This window comes from Gammaproteobacteria bacterium (genome assembly GCA_015709615.1).
Taxonomy (GTDB): domain Bacteria; phylum Pseudomonadota; class Gammaproteobacteria; order Burkholderiales; family Nitrosomonadaceae; genus Nitrosomonas.
Genome location: CP054179.1, coordinates 2,338,022 through 2,351,928 on the forward strand (window position 1 = coordinate 2,338,022; position 13,907 = coordinate 2,351,928).

12 protein-coding genes and 1 pseudogene are annotated in these 13,907 nt (G+C 52.9%); 1 reads left to right on the plus strand and 12 read right to left on the minus strand.

Going from position 1 to position 13,907, the window contains the following annotated elements:
* Nucleotide 1: 1 nt before the first annotated feature.
* The 6 genes and pseudogenes from HRU77_11220 to HRU77_11245 form a co-directional block, all read right to left on the minus strand.
* A complete protein-coding gene (locus HRU77_11220) occupies nt 2-997 on the minus strand; it encodes an alpha-L-glutamate ligase-like protein (GenBank protein ID QOJ21206.1) in 996 nt (331 codons plus the stop codon).
* A complete protein-coding gene (locus HRU77_11225; GenBank protein ID QOJ21207.1) occupies nt 978-2,528 on the minus strand; it encodes an inactive transglutaminase family protein in 1,551 nt (516 codons plus the stop codon). The genes HRU77_11220 and HRU77_11225 overlap by 20 nt, the downstream gene beginning before the upstream one ends.
* Nucleotides 2,525-3,286, minus strand: coding sequence for an ATP-dependent zinc protease (locus HRU77_11230; GenBank protein QOJ21208.1), 762 nt, complete (start codon nt 3,284-3,286; stop codon nt 2,525-2,527). The genes HRU77_11225 and HRU77_11230 overlap by 4 nt, the downstream gene beginning before the upstream one ends.
* A gap of 113 nt (nt 3,287-3,399) precedes the next feature.
* Nucleotides 3,400-3,732, minus strand: a pseudogene (locus HRU77_11235) (hypothetical protein).
* Nucleotides 3,733-3,877: 145 nt separating this feature from the next.
* Complete coding sequence (lpdA, locus tag HRU77_11240) at nt 3,878-5,638, minus strand: dihydrolipoyl dehydrogenase (GenBank protein ID QOJ21209.1); 1,761 nt, start codon at nt 5,636-5,638, stop codon at nt 3,878-3,880.
* 59 nt (nt 5,639-5,697) lie between these two features.
* Complete coding sequence (locus tag HRU77_11245; protein QOJ21210.1) at nt 5,698-6,963, minus strand: glutamate-5-semialdehyde dehydrogenase; 1,266 nt, start codon at nt 6,961-6,963, stop codon at nt 5,698-5,700.
* A gap of 200 nt (nt 6,964-7,163) precedes the next feature.
* On the opposite strand from HRU77_11245, the gene HRU77_11250 reads away from it, so the two are divergent.
* Complete coding sequence (locus HRU77_11250) at nt 7,164-7,964, plus strand: hypothetical protein (GenBank protein ID QOJ21211.1); 801 nt, start codon at nt 7,164-7,166, stop codon at nt 7,962-7,964.
* 133 nt (nt 7,965-8,097) lie between these two features.
* Here the strand turns inward: HRU77_11250 and HRU77_11255 are convergent, their stop codons facing one another.
* The 6 genes from HRU77_11255 to HRU77_11280 form a co-directional block, all read right to left on the minus strand.
* The gene (locus HRU77_11255; protein QOJ21212.1) at nt 8,098-10,227 is read right to left on the minus strand and encodes a MarR family transcriptional regulator; all 2,130 of its coding nucleotides are present in this window, start codon (nt 10,225-10,227) and stop codon (nt 8,098-8,100) included.
* 195 nt (nt 10,228-10,422) lie between these two features.
* Nucleotides 10,423-10,779 (minus strand): hypothetical protein, encoded by a 357-nt coding sequence (locus HRU77_11260; protein ID QOJ22150.1) that lies wholly within the window; start codon nt 10,777-10,779, stop codon nt 10,423-10,425.
* A gap of 25 nt (nt 10,780-10,804) precedes the next feature.
* Entirely contained in the window at nt 10,805-11,236 is a 432-nt protein-coding gene (locus HRU77_11265) for a GFA family protein (GenBank protein QOJ22151.1), read from the minus strand.
* Nucleotides 11,237-11,291: 55 nt separating this feature from the next.
* A complete protein-coding gene (locus HRU77_11270; GenBank protein QOJ21213.1) occupies nt 11,292-11,504 on the minus strand; it encodes a hypothetical protein in 213 nt (70 codons plus the stop codon).
* Nucleotides 11,501-11,935, minus strand: coding sequence for a VOC family protein (locus HRU77_11275; GenBank protein ID QOJ21214.1), 435 nt, complete (start codon nt 11,933-11,935; stop codon nt 11,501-11,503). Before HRU77_11275 ends, HRU77_11270 begins: the two co-directional genes overlap by 4 nt.
* A 24-nt stretch (nt 11,936-11,959) precedes the next feature.
* Nucleotides 11,960-13,768, minus strand: a complete 1,809-nt coding sequence (locus tag HRU77_11280) for a cytochrome C (protein QOJ21215.1) — start codon at nt 13,766-13,768, stop codon at nt 11,960-11,962.
* Nucleotides 13,769-13,907 lie beyond the last annotated feature (139 nt).

Sequence of the window (13,907 nt, forward strand, 5' to 3'; positions counted from 1 at the left end):
CTCAGCGATCGCCGCTGCGCGTGCGCAGCAGGCGCGGCGGATGAACTTCCGCATCAATGGTGAATTGTTTCTTGCTGAAAGCCACACGTGCTTGCACATCGGGATCGACGGCCTTGATCGCTTCGATGACCGCAACACGCGGCGCCAAGCCGGCACGATTCGCCACCTGGATGGCCAACCCCGGACGGGCGTTGAGCTCAATGATCATCGGCCCCTGGTCTCTGTCCAGCACCAGATCGGCGCCCAGATACCCCAAGCCGGTCATCTCATAACAAGCGGCCGCCAATTGCAGCAGCTTGTCCCAATGCGGCACGATTAATTCGGCAAAAGTCTTGCGTGTGTCCGGATGGTGCGTGACCGATTCGCCGTACTGCACCGCGTGCAACGCGCGGCCTGTGGCAATGTCGATGCCGACCCCGACCGCGCCCTGATGCAAGTTGGCCTTGCCGTCGGAAGCATGGGTGGTCAGCCGCAGCATCGACATGATGGGGTAGCCGCGTAAAACGATGATGCGGATATCGGGAATGCCTTCGTAGCTGAAGTCGGAGAAAACCGGGTCGAGTTGAATCAGCGATTCGATCATCACGGTATCGGGTTTGCCGCCCAGGCTATGCAAACCGCTCAGAATATTCGATACATGGCGTTCGATATCTGTCAGCTGCATGGCATCGCCACTGGGCTTGAAGTACAAGTTGTGATCGTGCTCGGTAATCACCAGAATGCCCTTGCCACCGCTGCCCTTGACCGGTTTGATGACGAACTGATCGTAGGGCCGGAGGATTTCTTTCAGCAGCCGGACATCGTGCTGATACTGCACGGTGCCGAGCAGTTTGGGCACGGTGATTCCCGCTTTCTGCGCCAGCAGCTTGGTTTTTAACTTGTCGTCGACCAGCGGATATAAATGGCGCGGGTTATAGCGCGAGATCAAACCAAAATTTCTTTGGTTCATGCCGATGATGCCGAAACTGCGCAGTTTCTTAGCGCTTGCCAGCAACATTGCGTCGTTCCAAGGCGTGGAAACGGTACAGCTCGGATAAGCGGTAACCGGTATATTGTCCGAGAATCAGGATCAGCGCCAGATTAACCAGCATTAGCTCGGGAAAATTGAACGTTAAATATTCGATCGTGCGGTTGGTCATGAAGAGATAGGCGATCACCGCCGTCAACAAGCTGCCGCCGCCTTGAATGAACACTTCCCGCGGCCCGTCTTCTTCCCACAGCACCGACATGCGTTCGATGGTCCAGGACAGAATGATCATCGGGAAGAAAGTCACCGTCATGGCCTGATCGAGTCCAAGTTTGTTACTGAGAATGCTAATGCTCGCCATGATGGCGATGACGACGATAATCACCGCCGAAATGCGCGCGACAAACAATAGATTCAGGCGCGATAGGTAAGACCGGATCAATAACCCCGTACCCACCACGGTGAGAAAAATGACGATGCCGGTCAGCAATGTGGTTTGGATCAGCGCCATTGCAATCAGGATCGGCATGAACGTACCGGACGTGCGGAGGCCGATCAGCAAGCGCATGATCACCACGATCAGTGCGCCGATTGGCAACAGCAAGATCATTTTGAATGCGTTCTGCTGTTCGATCGGCAGGCTATAAATGGAAAAGTCGATAGTACCCGCTTGCTTGTTCATCTGGTCATGCACCACCAGATCGCGCGTGGAATAGATATTGCGGATAATGGAAAAGGATATTTGCGAGTTCTTGCCGCCTACCACGTCGAGCAAGGATTGATCGCCGCGCTGCCAGACCAGGAATTTTTTCGGTTTGCCGCTTTTGCCGGTGTTCTGGTTGAACAGCAGCCATTCGTTCCCGATGTACACCTCCACGAAGTTGCTGAGCGACTGTCTGCGCCGCCCGTCTTCCAGATACAAGCCACGCACGATGCGCGCGCTGATACCCTCCAATGCCAGTAAATTGATGATCAAGTGGGTTTTGTAATCTTCGCTCGATTGCTCGTTGATCAGCAGGCTCAGATTCTGGCTCGGTGCTTTGGAATTCAAAGTGGTGATCAGTTCGCGCGTAAAGATTTCGGTGTTGGCGGACCGGCTGCGCACCTGATCCAGCAATGTGGTCGCCGCGGTTTTAAGCACTTCGTCGAATTCCGGTTTTTCCAGTTCCGGCGGGAGATCCGCAGCAACGGGCGGGTGCGCGAGCCGGTCGATTTCGTACATACTCAGCCGGTAATAAGCCGTTTGCGGCCCGGATGCGGTTCTTTTGCTCCACTGCGCGCGCCGCCCGGTGGGGGAAGTCATTTCGCTGAAGCCGTAGTCGGAAGAAGCGAAATCTTCTTCCATAAAAACAACCGTCGGTGTTTGCGGCGGCAGTGCGAAGGAAACAATGACAGGGTCGCCGCGCGCGACAAAATCGATACGCGCCTCGATGGTCCACAGCGATTTTTTGTCGTCCGGCGAGAGCGGAAATCCCAGCGCGAAATGCTTGTACAGAGTTAAACCGATGCCGAACGCCAAGAGCAGGATAACGATGCTATAAAGTCTCAGTTTGGCGATCATTGTTTTACCGCCGCTTCCGGACTGTCGCTGTTAGCCGGGGTGGCCTTTTTGCTGACATCGACAACCGCCAGATCTTGCAGCAGGTTGCGCCCGATCAGCACTTGATGTTTGAAGCGGCTGCGGTTTTCCAAGGTGAAATTGATCTGTTCGTCGATATCGGCCAGCACGACGCGCAGTTTGACGACCGGGCGGCGCAGTGCTTCCCGGTCGCCCAATTCCTTGACGCGCACATGACCGCGCAAACGCCGCGTCAACTCGATTTTTTCACCGCTTTCCGGGTGGATCAGATTGAATTTCACGAACGGCTTGCCGTCCCGTTCAAACTCGACGATATCCAATGCATTCAGCGACGATGTTTGCGCGCCGGTGTCGATGCGCGCGCTGAATTCCAGACCGGGCGGATCGAGATGGACGTTCTCGATAGCGCCCAATACGGTTTTGGAATCCACTTTCGTTGCCGATCCTTGCGCGGATGCTTCCGCGCCGGTAGTCTCGCACGCGCAGTTATCCGCTGCCGGGGTGTTCGTATCTTTTGCACGGGTGGAGTGCTGCTCCGCTTGGTCTTTCTCCAGCGATTTCTTCAGTTCGACCAGTTCGGCAAACAGCGTGACCAGTTCGGATTCGCGCGCATTGATGCGGGCTTCGCGCTCCGATAACGTATCCGCTTGCGGATTGCAGGCGGAAAGCATGAGGCAGGCGAGCGGCAGGATGGCGTATTGGCCGGTTGTTTCAGTAAAAAATAAAGCGATGTTTTTCATAACAATGTCGTATTTGGGTGCTATTTCAGCGCGGCGTTTTTCTATGTGTTGGTTTTACCGCGGACTGACCGGATTGACCACCGAATAGGGGGCATCCGGTAATTGAATTCGGGTTATTTTAGATGAATCGGCAGCGTTTGATTTTTGTACGTGCACGCATAACGGTGAATTTCCAGGCAATGCGACGTTACCGTGAATTGATAGCTGCCCGGTTTTTCATTGCGGGTATCGAACTTGAATTCAAACAGCCCGTTCTGATCACTCGGATACGATTGATCGGTTGCGGCCGATCCGTCCGGGCGGGTCAGTTTGAAGTTGAGCAAGACATCCGGCGCGGGTTGTTCGTTGTAATCTACCCGGCCGCGCAGCACAACGGTTTCGCCGATGGCGTACTGCGTTTGCGGATCGATCAGCAACGGCTGCGAAATATGCGTGGCGAAAGCGTTTCCGGTAAATCCGGTTGCGATTATCAGCGCTGCCGTCAACAGCAGGCGTATTGTTTTAGTCATCATGATGAAGGGTGTCAATGCAGTAACGAGTTAAATGAATTATCTTATTATTGGGGCCGGAACCCGGTTCCGGAACTGAATACTATTTCTTGGGTACAAAAAGGTCGGTGATAGTTCCTTCCGCCATTTCGGCGGCAAACAGCACGGTTTCCGACAGCGTCGGATGCGGATGAATGGTCAGACTGAGATCCTGCATATCCGCGCCCATTTCCAATGCCAGCACCGTTTCGGCAATCAGTTCACCGGCGTTGATACCGGTCATGCCGGCGCCGAGTATCCGGCGCGTGGTATTATCCAGCAGCAGTTGCGTCAATCCTTCTTCCCGCGCCATCGAAATGGCGCGCCCGCTGGCAGCCCAAGGGAAGACGGCTTTTTCGTAATCGATACCCTGTTTGATAGCCTCTTTCTCGGTCAATCCCATCCAAGCGATTTCCGGGTCGGTGTACGCGACTGACGGAATGGTGCGTGCATCGAAGGCTACTTTATGACCGGCGATTACTTCGGCGGCCAGCTTGCCTTCGTACGTGGCTTTGTGCGCCAGCATCGGTTCACCGGCGATATCGCCGATGGCGAAGATATGCGGCAGATTGGTGCGCATCTGCTGATCCACCGTAATAAATCCGCGTTCGTTGACCTGAATACCGATTGCTTCGGCGCCAATTTCGCGCCCATTGGGACGGCGCCCAACCGCCAGCAGAATGCGATCATACGTTTGCGGCTGCGGTGCTTTGTCACCCTCGAAAGTAACGGTCAGTCCGGCTTCGGCGGCTTCGATTTTGGTCACTTTGGTTTTCAGATAAATCGCTTCGTAGCGTTTGCCGATACGGCGGTGCAACGGTTTGACCAAGTCCGGATCGGCTCCCGGAATCAACTGATCCATCCATTCCACCACGCTGATTTTGCTGCCCAGCGCGGAATAAACTGTGGCCATTTCCAGGCCGATGATGCCGCCACCGATAATCAGCATGCGTTGCGGCACATCGTTCAGCGCCAGCGCGCCGGTGGAGTCGATCAGACGCGGATCGTCATAAGGAAAACCGGGAATACGTGTGACGCTGGAACCGGCGGCGATGATGCAGTGCTCGAACGAAATTGTTTTCGAGCCTTCTGCTGTTTCGATCTGAATGCTGTGGTCTGTGACAAACTTTCCGTTGCCATGCACAACCTCGACTTTGCGCTGCTTGGCGAGCGCTTTCAGTCCCTTGGTCAGCTTGGCGATGACCGATTCTTTCCAGCCGCGCAACTTGTCGAGATCGACTTGCGGTTTGCCGAATACAATGCCGTGCGCTGCCGCTTCGTCTGCATCGGTGATGACTTTTGCCGCGTGCAGTAATGCTTTCGACGGAATGCAGCCGACATTCAGGCACACGCCGCCGAGTGTTGGGTAACGTTCGATCAAAATGACTTTCTTGCCCAGATCGGCCGCGCGGAAAGCGGCGGTATAACCGCCCGGTCCTGCGCCGAGCACTACGACATCGGCGTGCATATCGCTTGGTCCGACGGGATGCGTGGGTGTAGCAGGTGCTGGGGTAATGGGTGCGGATGGCGCTTTCTCAGGCGCTGCGGCTGTTGTCTGGGTATGCGCCGTTTGCGTGGATTGCTCTGTGGTTGCCAACATCAGGATGACAGTTCCTTCCGATACCTTATCGCCGACTTTGACCTTAATGTCTTGCACCACTCCGGCTTGCGGCGCGGGCACTTCCAGCGAAGCTTTTTCGGTTTCCAGCGTGATGAGCGAAGTTTCCTTCTCAACCTTGTCACCGGGCGCAACGAGCACTTCGATGACCGGAACATCCTTGAAATCGCCGATATCGGGAATTTTTATTTCAACAACTTGTGTCATAACATCCCTTTGCTGAAATGAGTGTTGGTTTACGCGTTATCAAACCGGCGGGCAGCGGGTTACTGCCGCAGCTGGCCGTCGCCCAGCACGATAAATTTCTGGCTGGTCAATCCTTCCAGACCGACTGGGCCGCGCGCGTGGATTTTGTCGGTCGAAATGCCGATTTCAGCACCCAGGCCGTATTCAAATCCATCGGCAAAGCGCGTGGTGGTATTCACCATTACCGAGCTGGAATCGACTTCGCGCAGAAAACGGCGTGCGCGCGTGTAATTTTCCGTGACGATCGCATCGGTGTGCTGCGAACCGTATTTCGTGATGTGATCGATCGCTTGATCCAGCCCGTCGACAACGCGGATGCTGAGAATCGGCGCGAGGTATTCCTCGTACCAATCCTGTTCAGTGGCTTCCTTGATTTGCGCAACGATGCTGCGCGCCGCCGTGTCGCCGCGCAGTTCAACGCCTTTATCGAAATAAATCTTGCTCAGCGCAGGCAGGATTTTCTCTGCGATACCAGCATGAATCAGCAACGTCTCCATCGTGTTGCAAGTGCCATAGCGCTGCGTTTTGGCGTTGTCGGCGATGCGGATCGCTTTGTCGAAATCCGCCTGATCGTCGATGTAGACATGACAAACACCGTCCAGATGCTTGATCACCGGGATGCGCGCTTCGTTGGCGATGCGTTCGATCAGCCCCTTACCGCCGCGCGGCACGATGACATCGACATAATCCTTCATGGTGATCAACTCACCCACCGCGGCGCGATCGGTGGTTTCGATCACCTGCACCGCACTTTCCGGCAAACCGGCTGAACGCAAACCTTCCTTGACGCACGCGGCAATCGCCTGATTGCTGTGAATCGCCTCCGAACCGCCGCGCAAAATCGCCGCATTGCCCGCTTTCAGGCATAAACCGGCGGCATCGGCGGTCACATTCGGGCGCGCTTCGTAAATGATGCCGATGACACCGAGCGGCACGCGCATTTTCCCCACCTGAATGCCGGACGGGCGGTAATTCAATCCGCTGATCTCGCCCACCGGATCGGCCAGCGCGGCAATCTGCAACAATCCTTCCGCCATCGTCGCCACGCCCTTGGCCGACAACGTCAGACGGTCGATCATCGACGCCTCCAAACCTTTCGCGCGCGCGTTGTCCAGATCCTTGGCGTTGGCTGCCAGCAAAAGCGCTTCGTCGCGCCGGATGGCATCCGCCATCGCCGTCAGCGCGCGATTTTTCGCCGCTGTATCCGCTTTTGCAACCAGCCGCGATGCCGCACGCGCTTCCTGTCCGACGGATTGCATGTAACTTTTGATGTCTGTGGTATTCATGGCTTTCGTTTGATAAGGATATGAATTTCCGGGTAGTGGGGCATTATAGTACAAGATAAGGGTTTTATAGCATGCTGCGGCAAGTAGGGTGAATGACAACTTTTTACTTTCTTCGCCATTCAGTCCCGATTCAGACAGATCGCACTACAGTGACCCCAACAGCAATTCGTGTGGAATGTACGACTGAAAGGAGAAGCAAAATGAACATCACTGAGCCCCAATCATCCTTTTGCAAGCTGGGTGTGCGCATTCAAACTTGGTTGTTCCTTGTGTTAGCCGTTCTGCTGCTTTCCGGTTGTAAAACCGTGCCGATTCAAGATAGGAATTTTGCGGAAAGTAGCGGTTTCTGGGAGCAAGACGAGAATATGGGAGTTCGCTTTCATCGCAACGCCGGTGCAAGCGATGCCGTCATCGGAACGCTCTATGCGTCGGGCAAGAATGTGCTGCTGAATGGCGATCAAGTAAAAGTTTCCGCGCCGGTAAAGAATAACGCGTTCATAAGCTCGGGGATGCAAAGCGGCGCGCGCATTGAATTCAAAGCATCGGACTCAACCTGCTCGATACGCATCGACAAGTTCAATGCCGGCAAAGCGTACGCGGATACATCGAGTTGCCTGCACGACATCGAGACACTGCATGCCAGGATACAAGCCCAAAACGCAGTCCTGCAAATCAACGTGTCGCAACAGCAAACCAGCATTATGGTGCTCAGCGGCACAATTGAAGTGATGACGCGGGAGGATACCGGGCAATTCGTGGTTGTCCGGGCGGATCAAAAAATTACCGTCACACCAAATGCCATCGGCCAACCCCATGCCCTGGGGCCGGATGAAACCTGGCAACGTATGCGCTGGCGTGAGGATTTTCAGCTCTATAAAACCGTTGTTGACTGGAGAAAAGTAGTGGCGGGCGTTGCCATCGGTGCGCTTGTCGCTGTTGCGATATTATTCGGTAAAGGCCGTGGTGGCGGGCATAGCCATGGGTTTCCTAGACATCGTTAGATAGCGATCATTTGTCACATGTCATCTATCAATTCTTTTTGCTTGTGATTTGAATTTCATTTGCTGTGTTGATCTGCGCTACTCGGAACCTGAAGTTGTGCACCATTAGTGAACTCACTCTCTTCATTAACTACTATTCAGTGCCCCCAACATCAAGTACATTTGATTCCGAATCAGAAAAATAGCTTGCCTCAGCGATATCCGTAATTTTGATAATTCGATTATTATTCTCGTCCTTTATTCGCTTAACAAGGCCACGTTCTTCTAATCGAACAGATCGCCTACCCACGAGCTGGTATGAACAATCTAGTTCCGCAGCAATGTCTGATGGGCGCTGTGGCTCACCTTCCGAATGAAGGGTCTGTAGGATTCCAAGTTCTGTCTTTGGGAGAAGCAATTCCGCCTGAATGCTCTTTAGCATCGGTTCATACTTCTTAGAAAGATTTACCACTTCGCATATACCAACCTGGCATGCAGGGCATTTCATTCCGTATAGTTTTAGAGCTTCTAACTTATCAATTTCTTGCCGAGCACCGCAGGATCCGCAAACAACTTCCTGGTTCCTTTCAATAAAGGCTGATATTATTGGTCCATAATCAAATACGCGCTCAACAAAATATAGGCGGAACTCTCGCTCACCCGTAGGCCGACCAAAAGCAATCGAGTAGCGCTGACAAAGACCGTAGTTGAGAGCATATACGGAGACCTTCCTGCCATCTCGATCGCTCATCTCGAAGTATTTCGTAAGGAAGAAATTTAACTCCAACGTAGATAGCAAAGTGTCATAACTGGGTGTGACATGAAAATGGCTAGTTGGCGGTCGGCCGGATATCTTTTCAAATACAGCCGACTTATGGCTGCGCAACTCCCTGGCTCTGGAGACGATCTTTTCAAGTAACTCTTTTAGAGAGTAGATTGAACAACGCTCGGAGAATGTCTCATGCAAGAAGCGTCCAGCGGAGAAATACGAAGCAATTTTCTCCTCGTAGTATTTTAAAGAAGCGTCTTGCAGTCCTTGCAGGCTGATTTTCTTTCCATGAATTAGCTGATTCTGATATGCAAAGTGAAGAACATAACCCAGGGTTCGAGGATTAGCCATGCTTGAAAAAAACAGTGACTTCCATATTTCATCACTTTTAGTATCAAAGAACGTTGACGAGTTGCATTTTGTATAATGAGCTAATCTACTCTCTACCAATCTCTGGGTAAACGCCATGGCGCTTGCCTCCATGGTAGCAACATCACTGGTTCCAAATAGACTGTAAAGATCCAGGTAGACTTCGTCTATCTTCGTCTTGTCTATCGCACCGTAGTAAATCCTTCCAGGATATGCTGCAACCTTAAATTTTACGAATTCGTCACTCCAGTTGTTTAGTGGTGCGATTAATGCATCGACAACAACCTTCATAGCCTCTTCTGGAAGCTCTGAGAAGTCATCTACCAAAATGTATAGGTGCCTGATTCCTATTTTAGAGAGGAGTCTTTTCAGTCGCTCCAGAAACTCGCGTATGTTAAACGCCCGTATTAGCAAATCACCATAGGCTGCAACGGATTCCGCGCCGACACTCTTGATTGCCTTATCAGAGGTAGAAATTTTTATCGAGGGTTGAGCACCAAAACTGCCAAATATTCCAGCAGCTTGCTCAGTTGTATTTCCATTCGATGCAGATTCCTTGAATTGCGTTTCTAGGATTCCCAGAACACTAACGAAATTATCCTCAGAGGCCTCCTCAAGGAGAGAATCAAGCTCTTCAAATAATTCTGCATAAGTTTGAGTAAAGGATTCCTTTACTCGCTCCCATATGGATGACTGAATTCTTCTCTTCAATTCTTCCTGGACTTGACGAACGGTTGCGCGAAGAAACTCACGATAAAGCGTCAGCTTTTCAATAGTTGCACTAGGTAAAGCATCTGGTCGTGCCTCTAGCCTAGTGATTAGCGCTTGGTCAGGTTGGGATGATTCATAAATAGTCTTAATGTCCAAATACGCAGATGTGTGCGAATTGCTCTTCCGGAGTTCATGCTGAAGGCGCTGAAAAATAGTGGACTTACCAGTTCCCTTCCGACCGATTACAAATGTAGTATGTGGACGAAGCGCTGTCTTGAATACATCCTCGTGAGGCAACGGATCTACATACAGTTCTTCGATTAGCGGAGAACCCTGTTCAGGGTCGTGCAAATCTGCGCGGCGATACAATTTCAGGGATTCAACTGCAGTTCGAAACCCTTGCATTTGCGTAGATGATATTCCTGTATCGCTCATTGCTTAAATCCTTTGTATTTTTTCTATGCTATCTAACTGGCTTTGTCGTCTACAATTCTGCTCAAATTAAACATTCGAAGTGACGCAGTCTAGTATGTCAAAAATGTAGTTTATTATTATAAGCTTTATGCCACGTTCTTACGTTTGGTCGGAATAGGTTAATTGAACTTTCAACATATCAAATCAAGTGATCTCTCAAAACACCATCACATGATCCACTAAATACCGGCCATCCCGATGCACCAGCACCATTTCCGCGACAAACTCGCCGGATGCTTTCGTGAAGTGTTGCTTCCATAGGATCGCCGCCGAGTCCGGGCGGCGGAGGATGGCGATGGGGGTGCGGGTGGTGAAGTAGCCTTTCTCAGCCTGGTATTGCTGGCAGACGCATTCTAGGTAGTCCGGCGTGACGATGGCTTTCAATCGACCGGTGAAATCGCGGACATGCCGGGCGTGATCGCGCTGCGTTGAGGCTTCCATCAAATTGTCCATGATCGGATCGGCGATCGCCAGAATCTGCTGTTCGCTCATTGTTTCAAAGTTTAAGTTCATTTCCTTCAACGCGAATACCGGTTCTTTATTCCGCGATGCTGATACCCGAGCCACCCATTTCCTTCGGAACGTCTTTCATCTTGGGTAATCCGTCCGCGATGCGCAGCACGGATTCCTGGTAATGCACGTGAATGGCTGGTTGGAAGGAAAAATTCTGTAGGATGGGGGCAAATACATCGATGAGATTCCAGCCGGGATGCTCGGAATAAATGTGGCCGCCGCATGTTTTGCACCATTTGCGGGAGCTTTGCGGTGTTTTGTTGTAGGTGCCGATGTTTTCCGCGCCGCGCGTGATTTGCATTGCTGCCGGCTTCCACAGTGTGAAAGCATTGACCGGTCCGGCAGACCAATGCCGGCAGGATTCGCAGTGACAATAGCCCATCGCATCCGGCTCACCGGTTACGGTGAACTCAACCGCGCCGCAAAAACAATGACCCTTGTATATCTTTTGATCCATGGGAATCTCCTTGAAGGTTTCGTCTATGAACGGGAAGTGTCCGGCTACCGGATCGTTACTTTCCTTGCGTGTTTTCCAGATCGGACTGTTTCTTATAAGTTTCATAAGAAGTACCGGCATTGGCCATGCAGCGCTCGCGTTCCTGTTGATCCACCAGCCGGGTGCATTGGTTGCGTTGCCACGCTTGACCGGTGGAGTAGAGTTGCTGAGTAGCGCAGCCGGTTGCAACTGTCAGAGCGGCAGTAGCGGCCAGGATGCGGAAATTCATGCGGCGTGTTCGTTGCCGACGACGTTGATCATCCAGGCGATGCCGAAGCGGTCGGTGAGCATGCCGAAACGCGGCGACCAGAAGGTTTTGGTCAGCGGCATTTGCACCTGGCCGCCATCGGATAATGCGGCGAAATAGCGGTCCGCTTCGGCTTCGGTGGCGACCGAGATCGACAGCGAGAAACCTTTGAATTGCGTTCCTACTTCGCAGCCGTCCGAAGCCATTAGCACATTACCGGCGATGCGGAAACCGGCGTGCATGACTTTGTTTTCAAAACCGGGTGGCAACATGCCGGGCGGCGTGGGGTCGGGGCTTTCGCTGAAACGCATCAGCATGTCGATCTGCGCGCCGAGCGCGGTGCGGTAGAATTCGAGCGCTTCTTCGCAGCGCCCGCCGAACATCAAGTACGGTTGAATTAAAGGGCTGGCCATGATGATTCCTCCTTTTGCTGAGCGTTACAAAGTTTTTAGATACTCGATTATCGCAAATGCGCCGTCCTTGTCGTTCGACCAGTTGAGGCGGTAGGTTTTCTTGCCTTCTACGATATCCTTGTCGTGACCTTTGTTGCTCAACGCGGGAATCGCGTTGGTCTGGAACACATAGCCTTCTTCTTTACCGCTTGTCTGTTGCGAGTTCCAGGAGAAACCGAGCAGTTTTTGGTCGTAATCGAGGCGGCTTTTGACAAAACTGGCCGGGCGTTCGTCCGGTACCAGCAGATGGTAAACCGTCGGCACCGTGCCGTTGTGCAAATACGGCGCTTGCGCCCACACACCGCTCAACGGCCGCGCATTGTAGCCGTGGTGTTCGCTGTTGGGCGACATCAGCAAGTCTTTTTTACCGGCCAGCGAGACGCCGTCAAACTCGGCGCAAGGCTTGATGTCTTTGCCGTACAACTGAATGGCCGTGTCCGGCGAGCAGTTGCCGTACAACTCCTTGCGTGCGGCGTAATTCAATATCGCACCGACTACGTAAGCGCGTTTCATGCTGGTGCCAAGGTTGTCGTACACCTTGCCGTTTTTCGGCTGATGACAATCGGCGCAATGTTCGGTGAATAAGTCCTGTCCTTTTTTAGCTAATGCAACATCGACTGCAAAAGGATAAGGGCTGGCGGGTAGGCCATCAAGCAATTCCTCGGCGAATGCGGCGACGCGCACGTCGGTTTGTTCCAAGCCCAGTGTCAGCATGGCGACCAGATTGCGGTAGATCGGCATCGGCACATTGCCGTTCCATTGCCCGCCGCCGTTGATCAGCCGTTTATGGCTTTCGTCCCAGCTGGCGCGGCGTTTGTCCTGCTCCCACACCGACATGAAATCGGTAATGCCCGGTTCCGGCGGCAGGACGATACCGGCAAACCATTTCAATATGGGTTTACTGCGCAAACCGATATAGCCATTGATCGCGCTCAAGCCGGTGGCGTCGGCCATGCCGGGAAAACCAGCGATCATCGCGGATTCAAGACCGGGGTAGTTTTTAGCGATCAGAGCACCAAAGCCTTCGTATTCGGCTTCGACGCGTTGCGCATATTTTTTCACCGTTTGCCCGGCGGTTTTCTTGAACAGTGCGATCTGCGCCGCTTCGTAATCCGCGTCAAAGTTTCTGCCCGCGGACTGGTAATTGTTGTAAAAGTAATTCGGGTTTTGCTGGTGCGTGGCATCCAATGCGTCCAGCAGCTTCTGCGTTAACACGGCGTAGCGGTCATCGCCGGTTTTGCCCGCATACGCTTTTTGCAGCGTTTGATACGCTTTGACGCGGTACTGCACGATATTGAACGAGCCGTTTACGCCGCCGTCGAGGTAATCGATTTGACCGTTTTCCAGCCGCACGCGGCCAATGTGACAGGCGCCGCAAGTAAACGACGCGTAGTCGATGTTGCCCTGCGCTTCGGCACGGGATAAGCCGCTAAAACCGATACCGCGCGCGGCCGGGAAAGTTTTTTGCCGTTCGTCGATGAACAGGCCGACTGCATCGAGAAAATTCTCTTCGCTGCCCCACAGTTCCGGCGCGAGTTTCGGCAACAGTTTCAAGACCAGATAAGGAATACCGTCGGTTTCGCTGAAGGCAAAATTACCGAACCAGTCGTAAGCGACTTGATGCGACTGGAGATAGTCCGTTTTTTTCTGTGATTTTTTGGCTTGCGCCTGCGGCCAGTCATCCGGCACCGGGCTGACATAGGCCGGAGGCGAGGGCGCTTCCAGCGGATGCGAACTACAAGCGGCGAGGGTGATGGCGGACAGGGCAAACAGAACAGCGATCCGGGTTTTCATGGCTATTCCTTTTTCTGGTGAGAGAGAGGGGGCTTTGGGTTGTAAGACTTCACAGCTCGCGCCGATTGTAGCATAGCTCCGTAGCGCGTAAAGAGTACCGAGATTCAGGTGAAATCAGGCGAAGAAGCGCAGTTTACAA

Excerpts from the sequence above, each read along its gene's own strand:
- HRU77_11260 (QOJ22150.1), bottom strand. The coding sequence starts at position 10,779 with ATGAACTTAAACTTTGAAACAATGAGCGAACAGCAGATTCTGGCGATC.
- HRU77_11275 (QOJ21214.1), bottom strand. The coding sequence starts at position 11,935 with ATGGCCAGCCCTTTAATTCAACCGTACTTGATGTTCGGCGGGCGCTGC.
- HRU77_11225 (QOJ21207.1), bottom strand. The coding sequence starts at position 2,528 with ATGATCGCCAAACTGAGACTTTATAGCATCGTTATCCTGCTCTTGGCG.
- HRU77_11220 (QOJ21206.1), bottom strand. The coding sequence starts at position 997 with ATGTTGCTGGCAAGCGCTAAGAAACTGCGCAGTTTCGGCATCATCGGC.
- HRU77_11255 (QOJ21212.1), bottom strand. The coding sequence starts at position 10,227 with ATGAGCGATACAGGAATATCATCTACGCAAATGCAAGGGTTTCGAACT.
- lpdA (QOJ21209.1), bottom strand. The coding sequence starts at position 5,638 with ATGACACAAGTTGTTGAAATAAAAATTCCCGATATCGGCGATTTCAAG.
- HRU77_11280 (QOJ21215.1), bottom strand. The coding sequence starts at position 13,768 with ATGAAAACCCGGATCGCTGTTCTGTTTGCCCTGTCCGCCATCACCCTC.
- HRU77_11265 (QOJ22151.1), bottom strand. The coding sequence starts at position 11,236 with ATGGATCAAAAGATATACAAGGGTCATTGTTTTTGCGGCGCGGTTGAG.
- HRU77_11250 (QOJ21211.1), top strand. The coding sequence starts at position 7,164 with ATGAACATCACTGAGCCCCAATCATCCTTTTGCAAGCTGGGTGTGCGC.
- HRU77_11230 (QOJ21208.1), bottom strand. The coding sequence starts at position 3,286 with ATGAAAAACATCGCTTTATTTTTTACTGAAACAACCGGCCAATACGCC.
- HRU77_11245 (QOJ21210.1), bottom strand. The coding sequence starts at position 6,963 with ATGAATACCACAGACATCAAAAGTTACATGCAATCCGTCGGACAGGAA.
- HRU77_11270 (QOJ21213.1), bottom strand. The coding sequence starts at position 11,504 with ATGAATTTCCGCATCCTGGCCGCTACTGCCGCTCTGACAGTTGCAACC.